The sequence below is a fragment of the Oceanobacillus sp. FSL W8-0428 genome (assembly GCF_038004405.1).
GTDB classification, from domain to species: Bacteria; Bacillota; Bacilli; order Bacillales; family Amphibacillaceae; genus Oceanobacillus; species Oceanobacillus sojae.
Window position 1 is genome coordinate 136,526 of the sequence record NZ_JBBORB010000001.1, and the last position, 24,077, is coordinate 160,602.

The window sequence follows — 24,077 nt, forward strand, 5'->3', positions numbered from 1 at the left end:
ATTAGATGAAAAAGTCCCCATTTTTATTGTGGGGACTTTACCATTTCTATTCACTCAGGAACGATCTTTTAACTTCGCCAATGCATCTGCAAGAGCATTGTTTTTAAAATCATCCTGCTTTTTCATATACTTATTGACATCTTTTTTAGATACCTTCTGGTTCTTTTCTTTTTCTTTTCTGGCCTGGAAGGTAGATAACTTTTCACGATGCCCGCAGGAGCACATAAACATTTGACCCTCGCCTTCGCCGCGGAGTTCTAAACGTTTATGGCACTTAGGACAGCGCGCATTAGTATATTTTGCGATATTCTTTTTACCGCCACAGCTGCGATCCTGGCAGACCAGCCTTTTACCATGCTTGTTTTTAACTTCCAGCATCAGCTTACCGCATTTCGGGCATTTTGTCCCTGTCATATTATCATGTTTGAACTTTTCTTCACTTGCTTTTATTTCTTGAACAGCCTGCTTTGTATACGTCTTGATTTCTTTTAAGAAGGCTTCTTTCTTTAGCTTGCCATCAGCAATTTGCCCTAATTTTTGCTCCCACTCTGCTGTTAAGATTGGAGAACGGAGCTTTTCAGGTGCTAATTCTAACAGCTGCCTTCCTGTCGAGGTCAGATAGATATATTTGCCCTTCAGCTCCATGTATTGATTATTGAACAGCTTTTCAATAATATCTGCACGAGTAGCAACCGTTCCAATGCCGCCTGTCTGCTTCATTGTTTTTACAAGCTCTTGCTTTTTCGTTTCCATATATTTCGTCGGGTTTTCCATTGCTTGCAGCAGACTTCCCTCTGTAAAGCGTTCCGGCGGTGTTGTCTGACCTTCCTTAATCGTATAGGTAAGAGCCATTTCCTCCCCTTTCGTAACTTGAGGAACACTGGAACGAATTTCTTCTTCATCGTCTGCCTGGTGCTGGTAAATTTCCTTCCAGCCTGAAGCAACAATTCTATTTCCCTTTGCCTCAAAGGTTTCCCCTGCTGCTTCTACGGTAATGCTCGTTTGCTCATATTCATACGGTTTGGAAAGAGCACCTAAAAAGCGCTGCACAATTAACTGGTAGATTTTCCGTTCCTGATTAGACAATGCACTGTAATCTACCGGTTCTTCTGTAGGGATAATCGCATGGTGATCAGTTACTTTGCTGTTATCCACAATAGCTTTACTGATCCGTAAATCTTCTCTCAAGATTTTCCCCGCTGCTTTCGCATATTCATCTACACCACTGGCTTTTACACGTTCTTTTAATGTAGATACCATATCCGCAGATAAATGCCTTGAATCAGTTCTTGGGTACGTAACAAGCTTATGCTGTTCATATAATTTCTGCAAAACAGATAATGTTTGTTTCGCCGAAAATTGATAAATCCGATTGGCGTCCCTCTGTAAATCCGTTAAATCATATAGTGTCGGCGCATGTTTTTTCTTATGCTTTTTATCCACATGCGAAATAACTGATTTTTCTTTGGATACTTTTGCTTTTAATTTATCCACTGCTTCCTTTGAGAAAATACGGGATTGGTTCTTTTTATCCTTCCAGGTTACCACAAATCCTCCTTTTGTTTTTCCCTGCAGCTGATAGTACGTCTTTGGCTTAAATTGATTAATTTCCTGTTCGCGCATGGCAATCATTTCAAGCGTAGGTGTCTGTACACGACCGCTGGATAAAGAAGCATTATGCTTTGTTGTTAATGCTCTTGTCGCATTTAAACCGACATACCAGTCTGCTTCCGAACGCGCTACAGCTGATTGATACAGATTCCAATATTGATTTCCAGGCTTTAAGTTTCGAAAGCCATCTTTAATTGCTTTATCTGTAACAGAGCTGATCCATAGACGCTGAACCGGCTTCTTGACATGAGCTTTTTCCAAAATCCATCTGGCAACAAGCTCTCCTTCTCTTCCAGCATCGGTAGCAATAACAATATTGCTTACATCTTGACGTGACAACTGCTGTTTTACGGTTTGGAATTGCTTGCCTGTCTTCTTCATCACAACCAATTTCAAATGATCGGGAAGCATCGGTAAATCTTCCATACTCCATGTTTTATATTTTGCATCATAGACTTCCGGATCTGCTAAGGTAACTAAATGTCCTAACGCCCAGGTCACAATGTACTTTGTCCCTTCCTGATAACCATTACCTTTTTTATTACAGCCAAGGACTCTTGCTATATCTTTACCTACAGACGGCTTTTCTGCTAATACTACTGTCTTACTCATTTATATCCCTCTTTTTATCGGTTTCTATTCTGTTACTACTTTAACATATTTCCTTGTAACACGTTCAATCAAGGCACACATTGCCTCTGAAAACATAGAATATCCTACACAAAAATTATTAGAACGATACAGCTTCATGCTACCCTCAGAAGCTTTTACTTGTACTTATTAGAAAAAGGATGTTTTATATGATATATACAGGTATGCTTTTACTCGTTATTGCAGTAAGTCTGGATGGATTTAGTGTAGGAATAACCTATGGTATGCGAAAAATTAAAGTTCCTTTACTCTCCTTAACTGTTATTATGTTCTGCTCAGGAATGATTGTCTATCTATCGATGGAGGTCGGAGATTTCTTACGCTCTTTTATCTCTCCTCAAGGAGCAAGTATGCTTGGAGGCGGCATTCTTATTTTTTTAGGCTTCTTCTCCCTTATTTCCATGTTTCGCTCAAGAGAAACAAACACAGCAGAAAATAAAGAGCAGCCCTCATCCAATGTTAAATTGGAAAATGTGAGAACAGTGCTCAGCCGCCCAAAGGAAGCTGATTTAGATAAATCTGGTATTATCTCTCTGAATGAATCCATTCTGTTAGGATTTGCTTTAGCACTTGATGCATTTGGAGCCGGTATTGGAGCTGCTATGCTTGGATACTCTCCTTTTACCACAGCTTTATTAACAGCCTGCATGAGTGGAGTCTTTTTGTATAGCGGGATTATGTTCGGAAGTTATTTATGGAGAATACCTGCCTTACAGCGTCTATCCTTTTTACCGTCAGTTTTTCTTATTACCTTGGGATGCTGGAATGTATTTAGCGGCTAGTCTTAAGCTTTCTGAAAACATTGAGTATATTTTTCTAAAGGAAGCTGATTCATTTCAAATTCGTTACTGCACATTAAATCACCTTGGAACCAGACAAAATCACCGTATCAAATAAACTCGATACGGTGATTTATTTATTATAACTTAAAGAGGACCTTCAAAAAGTCCAATAAAGATGACACAGCGAATTTCTGCGTTGACGAGCATTTTCCAATGGGACTGCGATTACTCGCCCCACCAAAAGCGTTACTCACGTATTATAAAGCATACGCTCCGTTCGGAAAATGCTAATCGCCTTGAACTTCTTGGTCCTATTTATCAGCCTTTTTGATCACGTACTTAAAGATTACTCTTCTTCCTGCGCAAAGAATGCTATAACATCTTTTTTATTTTTTAACTTAATTAATTTCTCCACATTTTCTAATTCAGAGCAGCTGGTAGCTATAGAAGACAATAGCTCAAGGTGCTCATTTCCTTTGCCGGCAATACCAATAACTAATCTCACTTCATTTCCATCCCAATCTATTGGGTTATCATAAAATACAATTGCTAAGCCGGATTGGTAGACTTCTTCTTTCGCATTGTCTGTACCATGAGGAATGGCTAAGAGATTTCCCATATATGTTGATACACTTTTCTCTCTTTCGAACATTTTCTCCACATAATCATCGGAAACATACCCCTGCTCCACAAGGATTCTTCCTGCTTCAGCGATTGCTTGCTCTTTATCCTTTGCTTCCCCGGACAGCTTAATATTGTCTTCTGTCAGTATTTCATTCATTTTATGCTCGCTATCAAAGCTTCCGGCATTCTTAATTTTTTCTACAACTTCATCATAGGATGGACTGTTTAGGAAGTTATCAATAGAAATATGATAAGCATCAGGCTGCTTGGCTTTTGCCCGGTCTGTCAGCTCTTTATGTGTGAAAATAATATCTGCTTCGGTTGGTAAATTACTAATAGCAATATTTTTAACAGTAATCTCCTCATACCCTGCAGCCTTTAGTTTCTTTTTAACCAATGATGCCCCCATAGCACTTGATCCAAGACCTGCATCACAAGCAAATATAATATGCTTTACATTGCCAAAATCCATTGCTGAAGCATTATTTTCAGTTTGGCCGGAATTACTCAATCCGGAAACAACACTGCTCTTTTTCCCTTTAATTGCTTCCATTTTTTTACTTGCTTCTGCAAGATCATCACTGTCGCCTTTTTTATCAAACTTAAGAATAATCGATGCCACGGCAAACGATACTGCTGTTGCAAATAAAACACTTAGAATAACACCAATATAACTATCAGAAGCTGTCATTAACAGAATAGAGATAATACTTCCCGGAGAAGCCACGCTCACTAAGCCGGCATCAAAAACGGTTAACGTAAATATACCAGTCATCCCGCCTAAAATAGCAGCAATAATTAATAGCGGTTTCATTAATACATACGGGAAATAGATTTCATGAATTCCACCGATAAAATGAATGATACCGGCCCCATAGGCAGAGGCTTTCGTTGCTCCTTTGCCGAAAAGCATGAATGCCAGCAAGATTCCTAAACCAGGGCCAGGGTTTGCTTCGAGTAAGTAAAGAATAGATTTCCCGGTTTCCTCTATCTGACTGCTTGCAATCGGGTTTAAAATTCCCTGGTTAATCGCATTGTTGAGAAACATTACTTTCCCCGGTTCAATAAAGATACTGACGAGCGGGAGAAGCCCATGACTTACCAAAAAGTCCACTCCTGCTCCCAACACTTTAGTAAACGCACTCACAAGTGGTCCAATAGCGATTGATCCAAATAATGCCAGTATTGCACCAATTATTCCTGCTGAAAAATTATTAACCAGCAGTTCAAATCCGGACTTAATTTTACCTTCAAAGACCTGGTCGAATTTTTTAATAGCTAATCCGCCCAGCGGCCCCATAATCATTGCTCCGATAAACATCGGTATATCCGCTGCAACAATGACCCCCATTGTTGCAACAGCTCCTACAACCCCTCCGCGAAAGTCATGAAGCAGACGTCCGCCGGTAAAACCAATCAGTAATGGCAGCAGATAGTTCAGCATCGGACTAATAAAATTAGTGAAAAGCTCCAATTGCGTCGGTACAGCGATTGCTGTTAAAATCCCCCATGCGATAAAAGCTCCAAGGTTAGGGATAATCATACTGCTTAAATTACTGCCATACGTTTGAATCCTTGAACGAATACTCTTCTTTTGCCCACTCATTCGTTACAGCCCCCTTTGTTATGACCAGCTCTTTATTAATTCACTTTTACCGGCTGACCGCTTTCAAGTGATTTTTCGATACTTCTGACAACTTTGACTGCTCTCAGCGCTTCTTCCACTGAAATAGGAAATTCTTTATCATTTAAAACATTATTCACAAAAGTACTCAGTTCTTCTTTCATGATTCCAGTCTGTGTTCCATATAGATCCACTCCATACATAGTATCCGGGAATGTAATCTTATGGTCTTTTTCAAATACCCGGATAGATTGGTCAAGAATATCAATATTGATTACACCGTCTGTCCCGGTAATATCAAGCTTAGCATCCAGTTCTACATGGTTATCTGGCAACACCCAGCTTGTCTCATAGCTTCCGATTGTTCCAGATTCAAATTTTAGTGTGGTGATAATAGCATCTGCCGTATCAAATTCTTTTAAGCGCTTTCTTACTTCAACTGCAGAAACTTCCACAATCTTATCTCCTGTAATCCACTCAATAGCATCTAAATCATGAACACCTAAAAACATCACTACTGACGTTCTTCCTTTTAATCTTCTTCCATTCTGATAAGAATTGTTACGTCTGGAATGAAGATGAACCGGTTCACCGATTTTCCCCGCTGCAACTGCCTGTTTTGCATGATAATATCTTGGGTCCCAGCGTAATGTGTGGCCAACCATCATTTTTACGCCAGTTTCTTTCACTTTATCAATAATCCCTTGTGCATCTTCTACATTGTCAGCCAATGGTTTTTCAATCAGAATATGCTTATGATAATCACAAGCCTTGCAGGCAACCTCAAAGTGCTGATCATCTGATGTACAGATACTGACTGCATGCACATTCTCGTCCTTCAACAACTCTTCTAAATTATGAACAGCAGTGGTCTGAAATTGTTCAGCCATATTTTCTGCGTGCTCCTGATTAATATCGTGAACTGCTACCAAATTTACATGAGGCAGCTCCGAATAAATTCTTGCGTGTGATTGCCCCATTACTCCCATACCAATTACAGCTACATTTAATTTATTCAATATACCCATCTCCTTTATATTTGATAGATTCAATTAATTTGCTAGATAAGTTGTAATAAAGATTTTACTTTCTAGCATTCGCTCCGGAAAAACACTACGCTAATTGAATGGTTAACCATGAAATAAGTAGTTTGTCATGTTAGACACAAAAGATAAATTTAAGAATTCAACTTATACAATTCAAAAAGTAATCAAATTAGAAGCAGATCAAAGTAACTTTTTTACAAACGGACTTGCAAGTGTGTGATGACATCTTTGTTGTCTATAAAGGTTTTCGCTCAGACGAGTAATCGCAGCTCCAGTCCCATCGTGAAAAACACGCTACTGCCGAGATTCGCCGTTTATCATTTGAGGTCTTTTTGAACATCCTTTTACAGTACCAGGCTTGCTGCACCTATTATCATGGCATTCCCGCCAAGTGATGATAATTCAATCTTTACATCTTTATTAATTTTATTTACATTGCTTTGAACCTGCTCACGGATATCTGTCAGAAACGGTGACAATGAGCCGGATACCCCGCCTCCCAGAATGATTTTTTCCGGATTAAACATATTTGTCAGCGTTGTCAATCCAATTGCTACATTTTCTACATACTGATTGATGATAAAAGCTGCATTCTCGTTATTAGCTAAAGCTTCTTTAAAAATTTCCTGTCCTTTCTTCACCTCCTTAAAAGTTTCAGCATATAGTTCCTCTAACGCTGTACCGGAAGCATATGCCTCAAAACAGCCCTGGTTTCCACATGGACATTTCCTCCCGTTTGGGTATAACACCATGTGACCAACTTCTCCTGCGGCTCCAGAATGACCGCGCTGAAGTTTTCCATCTGCTATAATCGCTCCTCCAATCCCTGTTCCCACCGCTACACAAAGAAAATTATTTACACCCTTCCCTGCTCCAAAGAATTGCTCTCCCAATCCCATTGCCTGCACATCATTAACAACTGCAACGCGCTGCCCTGTCGCTTTTTCCAGCCAAGTTTGAATCGGCAGACCCTGCCAATCGCTGAACGTTTCCGTTGCCGAAAGCACCGTGCCGGAAAGTCCAATCTGTCCTGCAGATCCAACACCTATACCTGTTGTATTTTCGTCATAGAAGAAAGGTAATTTCTCTGCAATTGTTTGGAGAATTTTCTCTCCATTTTCATTTTTTAAGGTGGTAAATTCCTCCTTTTTTAAAATCAAACCATCCTCTTGGACCAATCCAATTGCTATCTTTGTGCCACCAATGTCTACTCCTATTGCATTTCTCATTTTCTTTTCAGTCTTTCTGCAAATTTTCTGGTAATTAATTGTGGTCTTGTAATCGCTCCTCCAACGACAACAAATGCCACACCAATATCAATTGCCTTTTTCGCTTTTTCCGGGGAATCAACATTTCCTTCTGCTATTACAGGTACTTTTAACGTATTTACTAGGCTTTCCATTAAATCAAAATCCGGTCTGGGTCTTCCTTTTGTATCCTCTGTATATCCGGATAACGTTGTCCCCACCATATCGCATCCCAGGGCTTCTGCCTGCACTCCCTCTTGAAGAGTTGCTACATCTGCCATTACCGGCTTATTTAGATCCTTTTTTATATACTCAATTAATTCTGGTAATTTTTCTGATCTTGTACCATTTGTTGCATCAACAGCTATGATATCGGCCCCAGCATCTGCAATTAGTTTTGCATCTGCTTTTGTTGTTGTAATAAAAGCCTGAAAGCCTGGATATTCCTTTTTTAAAATACCGATAATCGGTAAATCAACCTTCTTCTTAATTGCCTTAATATCATCTGGTCCATTCGCCCGAATACCTGCAGCCCCGCCTTCTTTTGCTGCCAGAGCCATCGAAGCCATATGAGATGAGCCATGAAGCGGCTCACCCTCTAAAGCTTGACAGGATACAACTAATCCACCTTCTAATTCTTTTAACATTTTTCCACCTGACCTTCTCTTCATTTGTACACAATGCTCATTTAAAATGCATTACAAAAAATCTAAACTCTCCTTTAATGAAGTTTTTTATCTGTTCAGTGTTTTTAAGATTTCATGTAAAGGCATATCTGTCATTGAATTTAATTTTAAATGATAATTCTCAAAAGGTAATGCAGCGGTAACTGGATTCGGAATAATAACTGTCGGGAGGTTTACTTCCTGTGCAGCAATTAATCCATTTAGAGAATCTTCAAAAACTACTGCTTCCTGAGCTTCTAAATCTAATTTTTCAAGTGTTTTTAAAAAGATATCCGGTGCCGGTTTCACCCTTTCTACCATGTCCTGGGTGACCAGAAAATCGAAATAAGAAAGCAAATTTAAATTCGTTAAATGTGTTGTTGCCCATTCAGTTGTTGAGCTTGTTGCCAGAGCAATCGTTAAACCTTCATCTTTCGCTTCTTTCAGATAATCTGTCACGCCTTCTCTAGCTTTTGCATCGCGGACAAATTGACTGTGCAGTTTTCTGGCCTCATTACGAATAGAATTAACATTCAGACGATTGTCCAATTCATTCTGCAGATATGAAAAAAGAACAGTATCATCTGACCCTACACATTTCACAAATTCTCCCAGGGGTAAATCAAATTGGAATTGACTCCGGAGAACCTCCTTATAAGCATCGAACCAAGCAGTTTCTGTATCTAGAATCAGTCCGTCAAAATCAAATATAGCTGCCTTAATCATTGTCTTCCTCCTTTAAATATGTGTTCAAAAACATTGATGGCTTTTGGAACATCCCTTTCATTTCATTTTAAAATTTTTCGCTTCAGCGTTTGCTCCATTAATACCCAGCCTTCTTCACAAGCAGGTTCCGTAAGATATGGTTCAAACCCGTAATTTAAGTACATATTAATAGCTTGAAAACTTGTTGTCTGGGTAGTGAGATATGCTTGGGTATGATATTCAGCTAAGGTATTCATTGCCGCTGTCATTAAAGGCTTGGCAAGCTTTTTACCTTGATACGCCGGAGTGACGCCTACCCAATGAATTCTGCCTGCTATTTCTCCATCCCCTTTTAAATCACCATACCAGGCAGTAGTTGTTGCTATTTCTTCTCCATCTTCTGTTTCAATAAACAGACAGCGCTTCGTCATTTCTTCTGTAAACGAACCAAATTCCTTCTCGTAATGCTCTAATGCTGCTGCTTCGTTTTTAAACTCTTCTACACTTGTTTCAATTCGTGCCCAATGAGGTTCATCCCCTTTTTCAAAAAGTCGGATTCGATATCCATTGGGCAGAGAGAATTGAGGAATATCTGACAAATTATTTCTTACCATGGTCAGCGGGATATATTTCATTTTTTACTGCTCCTTTCTCCGTCCAGTCTTTATTAATAATATTAATAAGCTTTATCAGCTACTGCTTTTGCAGTCGCCTCTTTAAATTGAAGTGCTTTCTCTTTTAATTGGCTGGCAACTCCATTACATAGCATATCAATCACAAATAATTGCGCAATCTTTGCAGACATGGATCCACCCTGAAGCGCTGTTTCTCTTCCGCCAGTCAGCAGAACTACATCTGATATCTTGGTAATTGGTGACCGCGTAAAATGAGTAATAGATAAAATCTTTGCTCCATTTTCCTTGGCAATTTTTAAGGCATCAACAGTATCCTTTGTGCTACCGCTTACAGAAATGCCTACTGCCATATCTTCCTTTGTCAAAGTTGTTGCAGACATTGCTTGCATATGCGAGTCAACAAATGCTTCTGTAGAGCGTCCAATGCGGATAAATTTATCTCTGGCATCTGCTGCTGTATTCCCTGATACACCAACTCCATAAAAGATAATTCGTTTACTTGAAATAATATAATCGATAGCTTTTTCTAATTCACTTGTTTCTATAATACTTGCTGTTTCTTTTAAAGCCTGAATATTATTAGAGAGTGCTTTTTGAACAATAAAATGCACTTCATCCGTTTCATTAAATTCATCTTTATTTGTTTCATCAAATACATCATGAGTGGATTTTGCTACTTCTTTTGTAACAGCCATTTTAAAGGACTGATATCCTTTGAAACCCATTTTCCTGCAGAAACGCAGTACCGTTGTTTCCCCTACTCCTATACGTTCTGCTAATTCTGTTACAGTCATATATATAGTTGATTCCATATTTGCCTGCACAAAATCTGATACTTTTTTTTCGGATTTTGTAAATGTATTCTGATAGCTCGATATTTTGGCTATAAATTGAACTTCATCATGAAACTCTTTCTGTTTGTTCAATTTCATCTTCTCTCCCTTCTTCGATATCCCCAAAAACGATACAATACTGATGAAGTATATCTTTCCTGCTATTCTCTTGCATATATAGTATATCGAAATTCACACAAAGAGAAAAATGAATTTATGTTGATTGATAGGTTATAAAATTATTATAACAATAAAAATGAATATTTCCACCATTTTTTAAAAATAAAATGGAGTTTTCCTCTTTTTTATTTTTAACAACTCATTTTTTATTTAAATAAAGGGCTTCAACAAATAAAAATAGCGTCTGACCAGTTTTTAACCGAACCAGTCAGATGCTATTCCTTTTCCTTATATAACTAAATCATTCTTGCTTTTTTTTGATGCTACGTCACAATATTCAATAAAACCGTAATTGTAACTATACTGACTACCGTCGAAATAAACGTAATTGTGGATACCAGCTCCGGTTCTGTATCAAATTCAATGGCATACATTGTTGTTGTTGCTGCTGTTGGCATAGCAGAAATGATAATTAAAACAGTTCCAATCAAAGGGTCCATCGGAACGAGCCATACAAAAATGCTTGTCAATATTGGTGCAACAATCATTTTTAAGGTAACAGAAGAAAGAACGATCTGCCAGTCTATTTTCAATGCTGTTAATGATCCTAGCTGCATACCAAGCATAACCATCATCACAGGGATAGCAGCATTGCCGACCATTTCTAATGTGGAATGTATATAGTCTGGTATGGTAATGGATTGCAATGAAAAGAAAAATGCCAGAGCTGCTGCATAGGTTGTCGGCATTTTCAATATATTTTCCAATGCTCTCCGCATTCCGCTCGTACTTCTTGACGCATAGTAGACACCAAAGAAATTATTCTGCAATGCCTGAATCACCATGATAAAAATCGCATATGGTACAGCAGCAGTCCCGACACTATACAAAACGACAGGCAGGCCATAGTTTCCAGAGTTCATAAAGCCTGTTGAAAGGATAGCAGCACTCTCTTTATTTCCGTCCCAGCCAAAAATTTTTGCCAGTATTTTATTAATAAATACCATCACATAAAATAATAGAAACATAAAAATTAAAATAACTAAAAATCCTGAATCAAATTCTGCATCATACAATGTCACAAAAACAAGTGCAGGTGAAAGAATATACAAACAAACAGCTGACACCGAACGTACGTCTAACACACGAATACGCTGCAAAATAAATCCAGCAGCAAATACAGCCATAATCGGTAAAATAACTTCAATAAATAATAACATATGTACCTCTCCATGCTTTTTCAATTAATTCAAGTGTATCATATCCGGTCAACTGGATTTTATCATTCGTTGTCTAAAATTCATTTTTAATACGAAAAGTTGACAAACCGGCAAAAAAAGTTCATACTAAGAAAGTTAATAAGTAACAGCTGTGATTTGGCATTCTGCAATGCTTTTTGAAAATGCTTATTCACACTGGCGCGGCTAAGGGGCCGCAAGGATGCAGCAGAAGGTTTGGGGCTGCATTGCTTAAGTTAGAAAAGATTATTTTAGAATTTTACCGCGGACAATTCCGTAAGCGTTATACGGATCAGATGGTCAGCATATCTGGCTGATCAATTTAAAATAAGCTAATAACTCAAATTAGAAGAGAATTTATATATTCTCAATTAAATATTATGTTTAAAGAGGGACATTAGCCGGAACTTTTTAAACTCATATTAAATTTAATTTTGATATCACGTGTTACTTTAATCATAAAGGGGTACTCTTTTAAGAGAGTATCCCTTTTCCAAATTACAAATGTTTTGAAAGGAGTATTTATATGCCGACAGGTTTACCTATTGGTTCAATCATCGCAATGACTGTGTTACGAAAAATAGATACTGGATATGTTTTATCTGCCTATGGAGAAGAAGTTCTCCTGCATCATAATGAAACAGAGTCAGCTTTAGAAGTGGAACAGTCTGTGGATGTTTTTCTTTATTTAAATAAAAAAGGACAAGTAAATGCCACTACATATTTACCATCCGTTACGCTTGGACTTTATGATTGGGCGGAAGTTGTGGGTGTTGTCCCCCGTTTAGGTGTTTTCGTCAACATTGGCACTTCAAAGGACATTCTTGTCTCCAAAGATTCCCTACCTTTATTCCAGGAGAGCTGGCCACGCTCTGGAGATCGTCTATATATTACCTTGCAGTTAGATAAAAAAGGACGTTTATTAGGAGTTCCCGCTTCTGAAAATATTATTGCCACTAATGTTTTCGCAGCACCGGAACAGCTGAATCAGCAAACAGTGATTGGCACAATTTATTATACAAATAAAGAAGGAGCAGCCTTAATTACGAGTGAAGGCTATCGCGGTTTTATCCATCGTACAGAAAGAAAAGAAGAGCCTCGTGTCGGGCAGGTGGTTGAAGGAAGAGTGATTGCTGTAAAAGAAGATGGTTCCATTAATGTGACACTGCGCCCATTAAAGCAGGATAGCTTATCCGATGATGCAGATGTCATTTTAAAGCATCTGGAAGCCAACAACGGCATCATCCCTTTTCATGATAAAAGTGACCCCGAAGAAATCCGGGCAACCTTTCAAATCAGTAAATCAGCCTTTAAACGTGCCTTGGGGACTTTATTAAAGCGAGGACAAATTAAACAGGAAAATGAACAAATTGTTAAAATAGATTAGTTATATAAGAGGACGTTCACACTATAATAAAAAAGCAATGTCTGCATTTCTCCACAGACATTGCTTTTTTATTACGCTTCTACGTTTTTGTAAGAGTCCATAACTGCTGAAATAATGAATCCGATTGCACCTGCAAACATACAAGCGATTCCGATTCCACCAAATCCAGCTCCTGCAAAATCAACTTTCGGTGCGATTGATGCTATAAGAATTAATAAAATTCCCACCAATGCCAAGAATACATTTGGATAGTAGCCAGCATGGGATTCTTTAGAGGTCATTTTAACTAGAAAAATACTGATAAGTGCTGTAATCGCTGTTAAAATAGCTCCGAATGTGATGACTGTTTCTACCATTTCTTCACCCCGCCATTATTTAATTACACTACCTTCAGTTTACAATTGAACTATAGGAAAGTCAATATACACTAAAGCCATACGTTATTAAAGCAGTGAATTTTTTTATTTTCCTTATGCATAGAAAAGAAGTACCCGTGTTTACAGAGTACTTCCTTTCAATAAAATACCTTTATACTGTACATTAACTGCTTACAATTTTTTATTCTCTTTTAACAGCAGTGCTTTCATTTGATCTACTTCAATCTGCTGGTATACGGATTTTTCCATCGTTGGCCGATATCCGCTTACTTGATATTTCAAATATCCTTTTCCACTAAATAATTCATCCATATGGCTTTCTAATTTTAAAAAGTTGGACTGATTCATTTCTCCTTTAATAACGGATTCATCTTTTAATTCTTTAATGTCTTGAATTTCTGCATCTTCCCGTCCTATTTCACTAACCGCTTTCCCCAAAAAAATTGTTGGAACAAACAATTCAAATGAAATATTGGGTTCCATTATGGTGGTCCCTGCCTCCAATAAAGCTTTATAGAGAACATAAGGGGCTAACTTCCGGAAATCAGATGGTGTGCTTACAGGACTGTAGAATAAAGCATCTTCCAATGTAATATCTATATCGATTAAAGCCCTGCCGTATAATCCCATCTCTATTCCTTGATTAATACCTTGTTCAATTGCCCGCTGAAAAGATTGTTTTAGATAACCTGTAGTTACTAAACTTTTATACCGTATACCTAAGCCTTCATTTCCCTCCACTTTCAGCATGATTTCCGCCCAATATGAATTAATGGGCTCCTCTATTTCAATTCGTGCCCACCCCATTTTTTTCACCTTTTCCTTATATAATACTTGTGGTAAGGATAAAGACAATGTTTCAAAAGGATACATTTGTCTTAAGGTATCTTCAATGAATTCTTGTTGAACCGTGCCATAGGTCATCATACTGATTTCATTTGTCTTTGATTCAATTTGCAAATTTAATAACGGATCTTCTAAACAAAGGTTACTTAAAAGGTTTAATAAAATAAAACGTTCGTGCTTCCCAATATGAAAAGTTGTTTTTAAAGTCGGTAACTGAACTGGAATCGTTTTTTCTTCCAAAGTATTTATAAAATCTCCAATTTCAAGGTCCTCTACATCTGGCAGCATAAAAATGTCTCCGCTATTTACCTTTGCTGCCTCTACAAATTGATTGTCCTTTAAACACAATAAGTTATTAATTTTTAACTTCATCTCTTCGTTTATTTTTACATATTCTCCCCGGGACAGCTCTCCAGAAAGTAAATTCAAGTAGGTCTGTTTCCGCCCTCTAACAAATTCTACTTTATAAACGACAGCAGACTGTACATCACTTGCTTTATTCATGACAGAAGACGCCTCAGTGAGAAAGTCGAGTAACCCTCTTACGCCCAAATTTTTAATGGCAGATCCTTTAAATACAGGGTACATGTTACGCTCAAGAAATTGATGCCTCAACGCTTCAGCTATCCTATCCGTTTTTATTTTATGATCAGCAAGATATTGCGCCAACAAAGATTCACTGTTCTCAATTATTCTTTCTTTCGTTTCTATTTCTTCTATTTTGTCCATTTCTACTAGCCGATCAGAAAGCTTTTCAGACATCTCTTTTATTAACTCTTTAGAATTCGCTGTTAATAAATCTACTTTATTCACAAAAATAACTGCTGGAATACCGGCTTCAGATAAAACATCAAATATTCGTCTTGTTTGAGGCTGTAAAACATCATTACTCGATACCAAAAGAATAGCAATATCAACAACGGATAAAGAACGAATGACTTCTCCAAAAAATTCAATATGCCCGGGCATATCTAATATATTGATTTTTGTACCTTGCCAGTCTACGGAAATAGAATTGGTTTTAATGGTAATCCCGCGCTCTTTTTCTATATCTAATGTGTCGGTCAGCATATTCTCCTTTTTAATGCTTCCTTTTTGATAATCTGGATGTGCCAGACTATATATTGATTCAGTTAAAGATGTCTTCCCGGCGTCAACATGGGCGACAATTCCAACATTAATAATTTTTTTCATAAAAAAAAAGACTTCTATGGTTTTGCCAAAAAAAACACTCTTGTCATACCATAGAAGTCTTTGATCAGTCCTTCTTCACAGAGTTCAAGAGTATTTCTATAAAAGCACACCAAATAAACATTAAAATCCATGTTTTTTTAGTTTACTTATAAAGAAATACCTCGCCGCATACTGATCACTCGCTTTTCATTGATAAAGCAACTTTACCGAATTTTTCTTCATCTGTCAATCCTTGCTCAAGAAATGGAGAAATTAATAGATAAGATTCAATAAGACTTTATTATCTGTTACAGATTTTTTTCTTGCTGATTATAGAATTTAGTATTTTCCTTCAGGCTGTCACTTTTCATCTAAAAAAAGCATACATTTTTTCCAAATAGAGGTATAATTAAAAAGATATGTTCTATTTCTTCAATATAAATATAAGGAGGAGTACAAATGCAAACGTTCGCAAATTATACTTATGAACGACCGAATATTCCGAAAGTAAAAGAGGATTTTTATCAAAAGCTGGAGCAGTTTCAAAATGCCGCTTCCCTCGATGCAGCAATTAATGCTATTGATGAACTTAATGCTATTAGAAATCATCTTTCAACAATGTATAATCTTGTATTTATTCGTGCTTCCATTGATACACGTGATGAATTTTATCACAACGAAAGAGATTTTTTTGATGAACATTTACCGGAAATCCAGGAGCTAGCTACAGCTTTTTATAAAGAGCTCCTGAAATCTCCTTTTGAAGGACAGCTCCGGGACAAATATGGTTCACAATTATTCGATCTCGCAGAATGTCAAATCAAATCTTTCTCAAAAGAAATCATTCCTTTGCTGCAGGCAGAAAATAAGCTGACATCTGCTTACTCAAAATTGATTGCATCTGCAGATATTAACTTCAGAGGGGAATCTTATACATTGGCACAGCTTGGACCTTTTTCAGAGGACCCAGACCGTGAAACTCGTAAAGAAGCACTGGAGGCTCGTCAAAGCTTTTTCGCTGAGAATAAAGAAAAGCTGGATTCAATCTATGATGATTTAGTAAAAACACGCCAGCAAATAGCTGAGAAGCTGGACTATAAAAACTTTGTCGAGGTTGGCTACCTTCGTATGCAGCGTATTGATTATAATGCTGAAATGGTCAAGCGCTTCCGCAGGCAGGTAGAAGAAGTTATTGTACCAATTGCAACAAAGCTTTATGAAAAACAGGCAAAACGAATTGGTGTAGATTCTCTGAAATTCTATGATGAATCCTTTGCTTTTTCCTCTGGCAATGCTACTCCGAAGGGCACACCGGAATGGATTATCGAAAACGGCAAGCAAATGTATGATGAATTATCGGAAGAAACCAGCGAATTCTTCCAGTATATGCTGGACCGTGAGCTGCTTGATTTAGAGGCAAAGAAAGGCAAAGAAAGTGGCGGTTATTGCACCTATATAGAAGACTATCAGTCTCCATTTATTTTCTCTAATTTCAATGGAACGTCCGGAGATATTGATGTGTTGACACATGAAGCGGGACATGCTTTTCAAGTTTATTCCAGCCGCCATTTTTCTGTACCGGAGTATTACTTCCCGACAAGTGAATCTGCTGAAATTCACTCCATGAGTATGGAATTCTTCGCATATCCATGGATGGAAAATTTCTTTAAAGAGGAAGTAGAAAAGTATAAATATGCGCATATATCTGATGCTATTCAGTTTCTTCCATACGGTGTTGCTGTAGATGAGTTTCAGCATCTCGTATACGAAAATCCTGACTGGACGCCAGAAGAACGTAACCAGGCTTGGCGTAATTTAGAAAAGAAATATCTGCCGCATCGGGATTATGATGGCATTGAAAGCTTAGAATCAGGAGCGTTCTGGCAAAAGCAAGGGCATATCTATGAGGATCCATTTTATTATATTGACTATACACTCGCTCAAGTTTGTGCATTTCAATTCTTAAAGAAATCACAGGAAAATCGCGGAAAAGCTTGGCAGGACTATATCGACCTATGTAAATTAGGCGGTTCCAAGCCGTTTTTAGAGCTTGTTCAATCGGCTGATCTGAAATCTCCGTTTGAAGAAGGAACGGTTGAAGATGCTGTTTCATTCATTGAAGATTGGCTTGATAACATTGATGATCAGGCATTGTAATGGTAAATATATGGTGAGATGCTGATGAAAATCGGCATCTCACTTTTTTATTAGTACTAACCGCTGACTACTAGGCATTCCTTTAACATTATGATAAAATAATCATAGTTTTAAGATGAAAAGGAGATTATAATGACCTATCGAGCACTTTTTTTAGATATTGATGGAACTATTTTGCAGCCCGACCATACCTACGCACCATCCACTCTGGAAGCGATTCAACAAGTAAAAGAAGCAGGTTTGGAAGTTTTTTTATGTACAGGCAGACCATTCGTTGATATTCAAAATTTAACTGCTGATTTTGGAATCACATCCTCTATTACCTATAACGGCGCCTATGCCCTTTACCAGGGAGATGTTATTTTTAACGCACCAATGAATAAGGAAGATGTTGAAAAAATGGTATCCGTTGCCGGTCAGAGTGAAAGCGAGCTTGTCCTCTACACGACAGAAAATAATTACTTTACTTCATTAACAAGTCCACATGTTGAGAGTTTTAATAGAGTATTCCAGCTGTATCAAAATAAACTATTCACTGCAGAGGTTGCTGATAAAATTATTTCTGCCTCCGCAATTAATGTTTCTGCTGATCAGATAAAAGATTTTGAAGTCACAGACGATTTTCATCTCACTAAAGTAAATGTAGAGCATGCCAGTGAATCTTATGATGTACTGCGTGCCTCTGTCAATAAAGGAGTAGCTATTGCGCAAATGCTGAATCACCTGGATATCTCTCCCTCTGAAGTAATTGCTTTCGGAGACGGGATGAATGACAGAGAAATGCTCAAGTTTGTCGGCACTGGTATTGCAATGGGAAATGCAGATCCAAGACTAGTTGAATATGCAGATTTTCAAACAACACCTGTTACAGAATCAGGTATTTTTAATGGCTTGAAAAAGCTGGGTCTGGTGAAATAATAGACACTTAAAAAAGATGGAAAAGCTTTGTCAGCTTTTCCATCTTTTTTATACATATGCTCAGTTCATTTTTTCATATTCTAATATAACAGCCTGCGTAATAGGATAATCCTGCTCTAAGCCGCTCACCTCAGTAAAAGCTGCCTTTACCCCTTTTTCCTGAATCATTTTCTGAAGCTGGACAGCTTCTTCATCTGCTGGATTATGAAATAGCAAAGCTGCTGCCATTGCTTTAGACAGATATTTTGGAGCAGCAGAGGTAAACTCCAAATACATGCTCGCCGGTCTTACAAAACGGTCTTTCGGGCCCAGCTTGCGAAGCGGCCCTCTAGCAACTCGATTTACCTCATCAGAAATGTGCGGGTTCTGGAATCTGCCGATGATTTTTTGAATATAAGCTTCATGTGTTTTTACATCAAATCCGTACGCCTCTATTAAAGCCTGACCAGATTCCTGTAAAGCTCCATTTAACATATCAAGAATCGTTTCATCCTGTAAAGCTTCAAAAATGGTTTTATACCCATGATAGCTCCCTAAATAGGCTGTTGCCGCATGGCCGGTATTTACAGTGAACAGTTTTCTCTCAATATATGGCCCGAGTTCATCCACATAGGTAATTCCTTTAATTTCAGGCAATTCACCTTGAATAAATGCTTTTTCTACAACCCATTCAAAATAGGGTTCTACCGTAACATCCAGTAGATTCTCATTCGTTTGATTCGGTACAATTCTATCTACAGCAGCATCCGGGAAGCTAAATAAATCATCGAAGCCTTCCCTGTCCACTTCATCAATCTCCTGATAGACATATTCCTTTAATAACGTACTCCCGCCAATCATATTTTCACAAGCAATAATCGCAAGCGGCTTCCGCTGGATATCTATTCTTTCAGCAAGCCCTTCTGCAATAGCCTTGGCGATAATTGGCAGGATATTCGGACCGACTGCTGTTGTGACAATGTCAGCTTCGATAATTGCATTCGTCACAGCTTTAGGATCTTTCATACTATTTATACCTGAGATATGCTGAACAGTACTGGATTCACTTGTATCATCAGCAAAATGAACCTGATAGGATTTATCCTGATTAATTGCTGTGATTACCTCATCATTAACATCTACAAAGGTAACATCATATCCGGACTGATCCAGTAAAAGCCCAATAAAGCCTCTGCCAATATTTCCGGCTCCAAAATGAACTGCCTTCATTATTCATTCACCTCATTAAGGAGTGTAATGATTTCCTCCTTGGAGGATGCTTGTATCAATTTCTCTACATTCTCTTCTTCCGAGCAAATAATAGCAATTTGCGAAAGGATTTCTAAATGCTCATCTCCTTTTCCAGCAATACCGATCAAAAGCTTCACAATATTTCCATCGCTAAAGTCAACACCGTCTGGAACAGTTACAACAGAAAGCCCTGTTTCTATAACTTCTTTTTTCGCATCTTCTGTACCGTGCGGAATTGCTAGAGAATTCCCCATAAAGGTCGTTGCAATTTCTTCACGCTCCAGCATTTTATCAATATAATTTTCTTTCACATAGCCATTATTTAATAAAATACCGCCGACATAACGAACTGCTTCCTCCTTAGACGAGACTTGTACACCTAATTCAATATTCTCTGTGCTTAAAATTTCTTTTGCCATGGATATGCACTCCTTTGTAAAACTTGGATGTAGTATCTTTTTTTACTGTTTCATATCTGAATTACCGTTTTATGAACGGTTTTCCGCATGATAAAATTTTTCCTGAATAAATAGTTGAAACTGGTTTGTTAAAAATTGGCTGATTTCCTTTTCTTCCGCTTCCTGGAGCAGCTGCACATAGTCATCATCCTGGACAATTAATCCGCTGAGATAGCTTAATATATCTAATGCTTCTTTATGCGTGGAAGCAGGCGCAAGCATCATTAAAATACGTGATACTTTCATATTTACCCCGTCCATCCCTAAAAGCTCTATTTCTTTTGGTAATTGAAAAATAAAGAAGCCGGGACCATTGACTGTATTTGATCTGGTATGGAATAAAGCAAGCTGTGAATCAGGAATTCCAAGCCCGCCTTGTGCTTCCCGCCTGATAAGTTTTTCATGCAGCACATCTTTATCATCGATGATACTGTAATGCTGTAATTGATGACAGATTAATTCTAAAAAGGGTGTGTTATTATCCTTCAGATGGAATAATTTAAATTGATTTAAGACGCGTAAAATCACATCAGAATAACGATGCATTTCCTGGAGGTTAACTAGAAAATCCCCCTCCATAATCTTATTTGTTTTAACAGATGGTTTCGGCCGTCCTGTTAAAGCGGCTTTTCTTAGAGCTGTTTTTACTTTTGCTGCCTCGTTATCTGTCAGCATCGGTGAAATATGCACATAGCTTTGACCCAGATTTTCTAAAAGGACGGTTGAGACAATAACATCGTATTCTAAAAGCTCTGCCTGATTCAAATCAAAAATAGATTGATGCTTCGCTATCTCTATTTCCGGAAACTTACGCTCCAATTTGGAGGCCAGCATTTTGGAAGTACCGATTCCTGTAGAACAGATAACAAGCACACGGACATCCTTATGCTGCTCTGTCTGCAGAAGAGTAGCTGCAAAATGCAAGACAATATAAGCAATCTCTTCGTCAGGAATCTTTAAATCCGGAAAAACAGATGTAACACATTCTTCAATTACTTCAAACAGCTCCAGATAATCCCGCTTAATCTCATCCAGCATTGGATTATGAATATTCATTTGCTGCTTGATGCGGTAAACAGCCGGTTTTAAATGTGTTGTTAAGTCATTTAAAAACCTGTTATTTCCCGATAAATCAATATGCAGCTGTTCTCCCACCTTGCGGATAAGCTCTTTTGCCCGATGTGCCAGGTCTATGCTTGTCTCTTCCAGCAGATAGGACTGATTCTCTCTGAGCTTTGCCCCCATTAAATGCATCGTAATATAGCCAATCTCATCCTCTGGGATATCTATTGAAAATGCTTCACTAAGCCTCTCAATCAGCTTGGCAGCAATCTGATACTCCTGTTTACCCTGAATCTCCTGTTTATACACTTCATCGAAATGTATGGTATCGCCTTTTTGCAGTCTTTCAATAGCTAGTGCTAAATGAACAACAAGTCCGACATAAGCACTGTCAGCCAGATGATAAGGAAGCTCCCTGCCAATTTCCTGGACCTGTTCTTCTATTATTTCTAATTTCTTCGGATCAACAAGACCTAGTAAACGGTCAGAAATTGTTTCTCCCTTTGCTTTTTCTTCTTTTGTTTTTGTTTTTATTTTCTCTACAAATTCAAATAAATCAATATGCCGGGAGATTAAATTACTCAATATCGCCCGTTTTTTTACCTCACTGCCCTGAACCTCTACGCCATATCCTTTTTTACGGACAAGCTTCAGGTCAAAAGCTTTCATACGCTCTTCCATATCGTCCAAATCCTGTGAAATGGTTGCAATAGTCACATTTAATTCACTGGACAGAGTAAATAATTTAATTGGTTCATGGACCTGTATTAACGTATTTAATAAAATAGACTGTCTTTCCTCTTTGGATAATTCCACTCCATCCATTTGTGCAACCTTATCTCTTAACTGCTGCTTCTTTTGCACGTCCCCATAAATCGTTATACCTGAACCTGATTTCTTATGAAATATCAGCTGATACGTTGCTAATACATCTTCCAGTCTCTTTAACTCACGGTGAATGGTTCTGGTACTGACGTTCAGTTTATCAGCTACTTGCTTTACTGTTTTTTCTTCTTCAGATGCTAATAAAAAGGTGAGGATATTCCGTTCACGACTGGTAAGGTACATCCCCATTCACCTCCCTTCTGCCAATAGCCCTCTCTTATAGGATGTCAAAAGTCCAACCAAAATGACACTTGAAAAGAGAAGGCTATTATCATATTATAACTGTTTCAGATGTATTAGTCTTTTAACCGCTCCACCAGTTCATCATAACGCGGACTGTTTAAGAAATTATCTACAGAGATATGCTCTGCGTCCGGACGTTTTGCCTTAGCGCGGTCTGTCAGCGTTTTTTGTGTAATAATAATATCAGCATCTTCCGGAATTTCATTAATTGCTTTATTCGTTACATCAATGTCAATTCCGCTCTTCTTGAATTTATTCTTTAACAGGGAAGCTCCCATTGCACTGGAACCCATGCCGGCATCACAGGCAAAGATAATTTTGTTCACTTCTGCTGTCTCCTTAACAGGAGTTTCTCCATTATCCTCTTCTTTATCCCCTGTCAATGAACTGCTGACACTGCTCTTCTTCCCTTTCATAGCTTCCATTTTTTCAGTGGAAGCAGTAAGGTCCTCTTCTCCGCCTTTGGAGGTCTTCAGGATAAAGGACGCAATGGCAAAGGAAACTGCAGCTGCTATCAGGACACTTAAGATTACCCCTATATAGCTGTTCAGATTACCTGGCGTCATTGCTATAACTGCGAAAATACTTCCTGGTGAAGCAGCAGCTCTCAATCCTGCATCAAATAACTGAAGTGTAAATATACCTGACATACCACCGAAAATGGCTGCAATAATCAATGTAGGCTTCATTAAGATGTAAGGGAAATAAATTTCATGAATACCGCCTAAGAATTGAATAATTGCTGCTCCTGGTGCAGATGCCTTTGATACGCCTTTTCCAAAGAAAGCAAAAGCAAGTAAAATTCCCAGCCCCGGTCCAGGGTTTGCTTCAAGAAGGAACAGAATAGATTTCCCTGTTTCTAATGACTGTTCTGTACCCAGCGGCGTCAGTATACCATGGTTAATGGCATTATTTAAAAACAGTGTCTTGGCAGGCTCTAAAATGATACTGGTTAATGGCAGTAAACCTGCGTTCACAATAGCCTCGACGCCTTTTGCTAAAGCATTTGTCAAGCCAGATACTAATGGTCCAATTCCTGCTACAGCTATCATAGCAAGAATAGCAGCTAAAATCCCGGCTGAGAAATTATTATATAACATTTCAAAGCCCTGACGAATTTTCGCCTGGAATAAATCATCAATTTTCTTCATCAGATAACCGGCCAGCGGTCCCATTATCATTGCTCCAAGGAACATCGGCTGGTCTGGTGCCCCCACAATAACCCCCATTGTTGCTGTCGCACCAACTACTCCACCACGGATGCCATAAACAATTCTTCCACCTGCAAAGCCAATAAGCAATGGTAATAAATAATAAATCATTGGATCAACCAGCGCCGCCATGCTTTCATTTGGAATCCAGCCATCTGGAATAAATAATGCAGTAATAAGTCCCCACGCAATAAATGCGCCGATATTTGGCATAACCATTCCGCTGAGGTTGCTGCCAAACTTTTGTACCTTTGCACGCATACCGTTGTTTTGAGTTGACATGTTGTTAACCCCTTTCATTTTTTGATTGTGTTCTTATCCTTATTTTATTCTCTGCTATATAGGGAAA

19 protein-coding genes are annotated in these 24,077 nt (G+C 38.2%); 4 read left to right on the top strand and 15 right to left on the bottom strand.

Annotated features, from left to right (window positions below; genetic code table 11):
* Positions 1-54: 54 nt before the first annotated feature.
* Positions 55-2,223 (bottom strand): DNA topoisomerase III, encoded by a 2,169-nt coding sequence (locus MKY30_RS00625; protein WP_147210567.1) that lies wholly within the window; start codon positions 2,221-2,223, stop codon positions 55-57.
* 188 nt (positions 2,224-2,411) lie between these two features.
* Here MKY30_RS00625 and ytaF point away from each other — a divergent pair, with 188 nt between their 5' ends.
* Positions 2,412-3,044, top strand: a complete 633-nt coding sequence (ytaF, locus tag MKY30_RS00630; RefSeq protein WP_147210568.1) for a sporulation membrane protein YtaF — start codon at positions 2,412-2,414, stop codon at positions 3,042-3,044.
* Between the two features lie 346 nt (positions 3,045-3,390).
* Here ytaF and MKY30_RS00635 read toward each other — a convergent pair whose 3' ends face one another.
* The 8 genes from MKY30_RS00635 to MKY30_RS00670 form a co-directional block, all read right to left on the bottom strand.
* Positions 3,391-5,274, bottom strand: a complete 1,884-nt coding sequence (locus tag MKY30_RS00635; RefSeq protein ID WP_147210569.1) for a PTS mannitol transporter subunit IICBA — start codon at positions 5,272-5,274, stop codon at positions 3,391-3,393.
* Between the two features lie 35 nt (positions 5,275-5,309).
* The gene (locus tag MKY30_RS00640; protein ID WP_339282749.1) at positions 5,310-6,311 is read right to left on the bottom strand and encodes a Gfo/Idh/MocA family protein; all 1,002 of its coding nucleotides are present in this window, start codon (positions 6,309-6,311) and stop codon (positions 5,310-5,312) included.
* Positions 6,312-6,682: 371 nt separating this feature from the next.
* Positions 6,683-7,567 (bottom strand): ROK family protein, encoded by an 885-nt coding sequence (locus tag MKY30_RS00645; RefSeq protein ID WP_341082518.1) that lies wholly within the window; start codon positions 7,565-7,567, stop codon positions 6,683-6,685.
* Positions 7,564-8,232 (bottom strand): N-acetylmannosamine-6-phosphate 2-epimerase, encoded by a 669-nt coding sequence (locus MKY30_RS00650; protein WP_147210572.1) that lies wholly within the window; start codon positions 8,230-8,232, stop codon positions 7,564-7,566. The genes MKY30_RS00645 and MKY30_RS00650 overlap by 4 nt, the downstream gene beginning before the upstream one ends.
* A gap of 87 nt (positions 8,233-8,319) precedes the next feature.
* Positions 8,320-8,976: an HAD family hydrolase gene (locus MKY30_RS00655; RefSeq protein ID WP_339282753.1), complete on the bottom strand. Its 657-nt coding sequence runs from the start codon at positions 8,974-8,976 to the stop codon at positions 8,320-8,322.
* A gap of 62 nt (positions 8,977-9,038) precedes the next feature.
* Entirely contained in the window at positions 9,039-9,590 is a 552-nt protein-coding gene (locus MKY30_RS00660) for a GNAT family N-acetyltransferase (protein WP_339282755.1), read from the bottom strand.
* 41 nt (positions 9,591-9,631) lie between these two features.
* Complete coding sequence (locus MKY30_RS00665) at positions 9,632-10,522, bottom strand: MurR/RpiR family transcriptional regulator (RefSeq protein WP_339282757.1); 891 nt, start codon at positions 10,520-10,522, stop codon at positions 9,632-9,634.
* 344 nt (positions 10,523-10,866) lie between these two features.
* Positions 10,867-11,763 carry an AEC family transporter gene (locus tag MKY30_RS00670; RefSeq protein ID WP_147210576.1) on the bottom strand — a complete coding sequence of 299 codons (897 nt, stop codon included), beginning with the start codon at positions 11,761-11,763 and terminating at the stop codon, positions 10,867-10,869.
* Positions 11,764-12,307: 544 nt separating this feature from the next.
* Here MKY30_RS00670 and MKY30_RS00675 point away from each other — a divergent pair.
* The gene (locus tag MKY30_RS00675; protein ID WP_147210577.1) at positions 12,308-13,168 is read left to right on the top strand and encodes a CvfB family protein; all 861 of its coding nucleotides are present in this window, start codon (positions 12,308-12,310) and stop codon (positions 13,166-13,168) included.
* A 71-nt stretch (positions 13,169-13,239) separates the two neighbouring features.
* On the opposite strand, the gene MKY30_RS00680 is transcribed toward MKY30_RS00675, so the two are convergent.
* Together MKY30_RS00680 and MKY30_RS00685 are read right to left on the bottom strand one after the other, a co-directional pair.
* Complete coding sequence (locus MKY30_RS00680; RefSeq protein ID WP_147210578.1) at positions 13,240-13,524, bottom strand: hypothetical protein; 285 nt, start codon at positions 13,522-13,524, stop codon at positions 13,240-13,242.
* 192 nt (positions 13,525-13,716) lie between these two features.
* A complete protein-coding gene (locus MKY30_RS00685) occupies positions 13,717-15,585 on the bottom strand; it encodes a GTP-binding protein (protein WP_341082524.1) in 1,869 nt (622 codons plus the stop codon).
* Positions 15,586-16,023: 438 nt separating this feature from the next.
* Here MKY30_RS00685 and MKY30_RS00690 point away from each other — a divergent pair, with 438 nt between their 5' ends.
* A complete protein-coding gene (locus MKY30_RS00690) occupies positions 16,024-17,721 on the top strand; it encodes a M3 family oligoendopeptidase (protein ID WP_341082525.1) in 1,698 nt (565 codons plus the stop codon).
* A 132-nt stretch (positions 17,722-17,853) separates the two neighbouring features.
* The gene (locus MKY30_RS00695; protein WP_147210581.1) at positions 17,854-18,639 is read left to right on the top strand and encodes a Cof-type HAD-IIB family hydrolase; all 786 of its coding nucleotides are present in this window, start codon (positions 17,854-17,856) and stop codon (positions 18,637-18,639) included.
* Between the two features lie 60 nt (positions 18,640-18,699).
* On the opposite strand, the gene MKY30_RS00700 is transcribed toward MKY30_RS00695, so the two are convergent.
* The 4 genes from MKY30_RS00700 to MKY30_RS00715 all read right to left on the bottom strand — a co-directional run bounded on the left by MKY30_RS00700 (position 18,700) and on the right by MKY30_RS00715 (position 24,010).
* On the bottom strand, positions 18,700-19,848 hold the full coding sequence (locus MKY30_RS00700) for a mannitol-1-phosphate 5-dehydrogenase (RefSeq protein ID WP_339282764.1): 1,149 nt from the start codon (positions 19,846-19,848) through the stop codon (positions 18,700-18,702).
* Positions 19,848-20,288 (bottom strand): PTS sugar transporter subunit IIA, encoded by a 441-nt coding sequence (locus MKY30_RS00705; protein ID WP_341082527.1) that lies wholly within the window; start codon positions 20,286-20,288, stop codon positions 19,848-19,850. Before MKY30_RS00705 ends, MKY30_RS00700 begins: the two co-directional genes overlap by 1 nt.
* Positions 20,289-20,357: 69 nt before the next feature.
* Complete coding sequence (locus MKY30_RS00710) at positions 20,358-22,457, bottom strand: BglG family transcription antiterminator (protein WP_341082528.1); 2,100 nt, start codon at positions 22,455-22,457, stop codon at positions 20,358-20,360.
* A 113-nt stretch (positions 22,458-22,570) separates the two neighbouring features.
* Positions 22,571-24,010, bottom strand: coding sequence for a PTS mannitol transporter subunit IICB (locus tag MKY30_RS00715; protein ID WP_341082529.1), 1,440 nt, complete (start codon positions 24,008-24,010; stop codon positions 22,571-22,573).
* Positions 24,011-24,077: the final 67 nt, after the last annotated feature.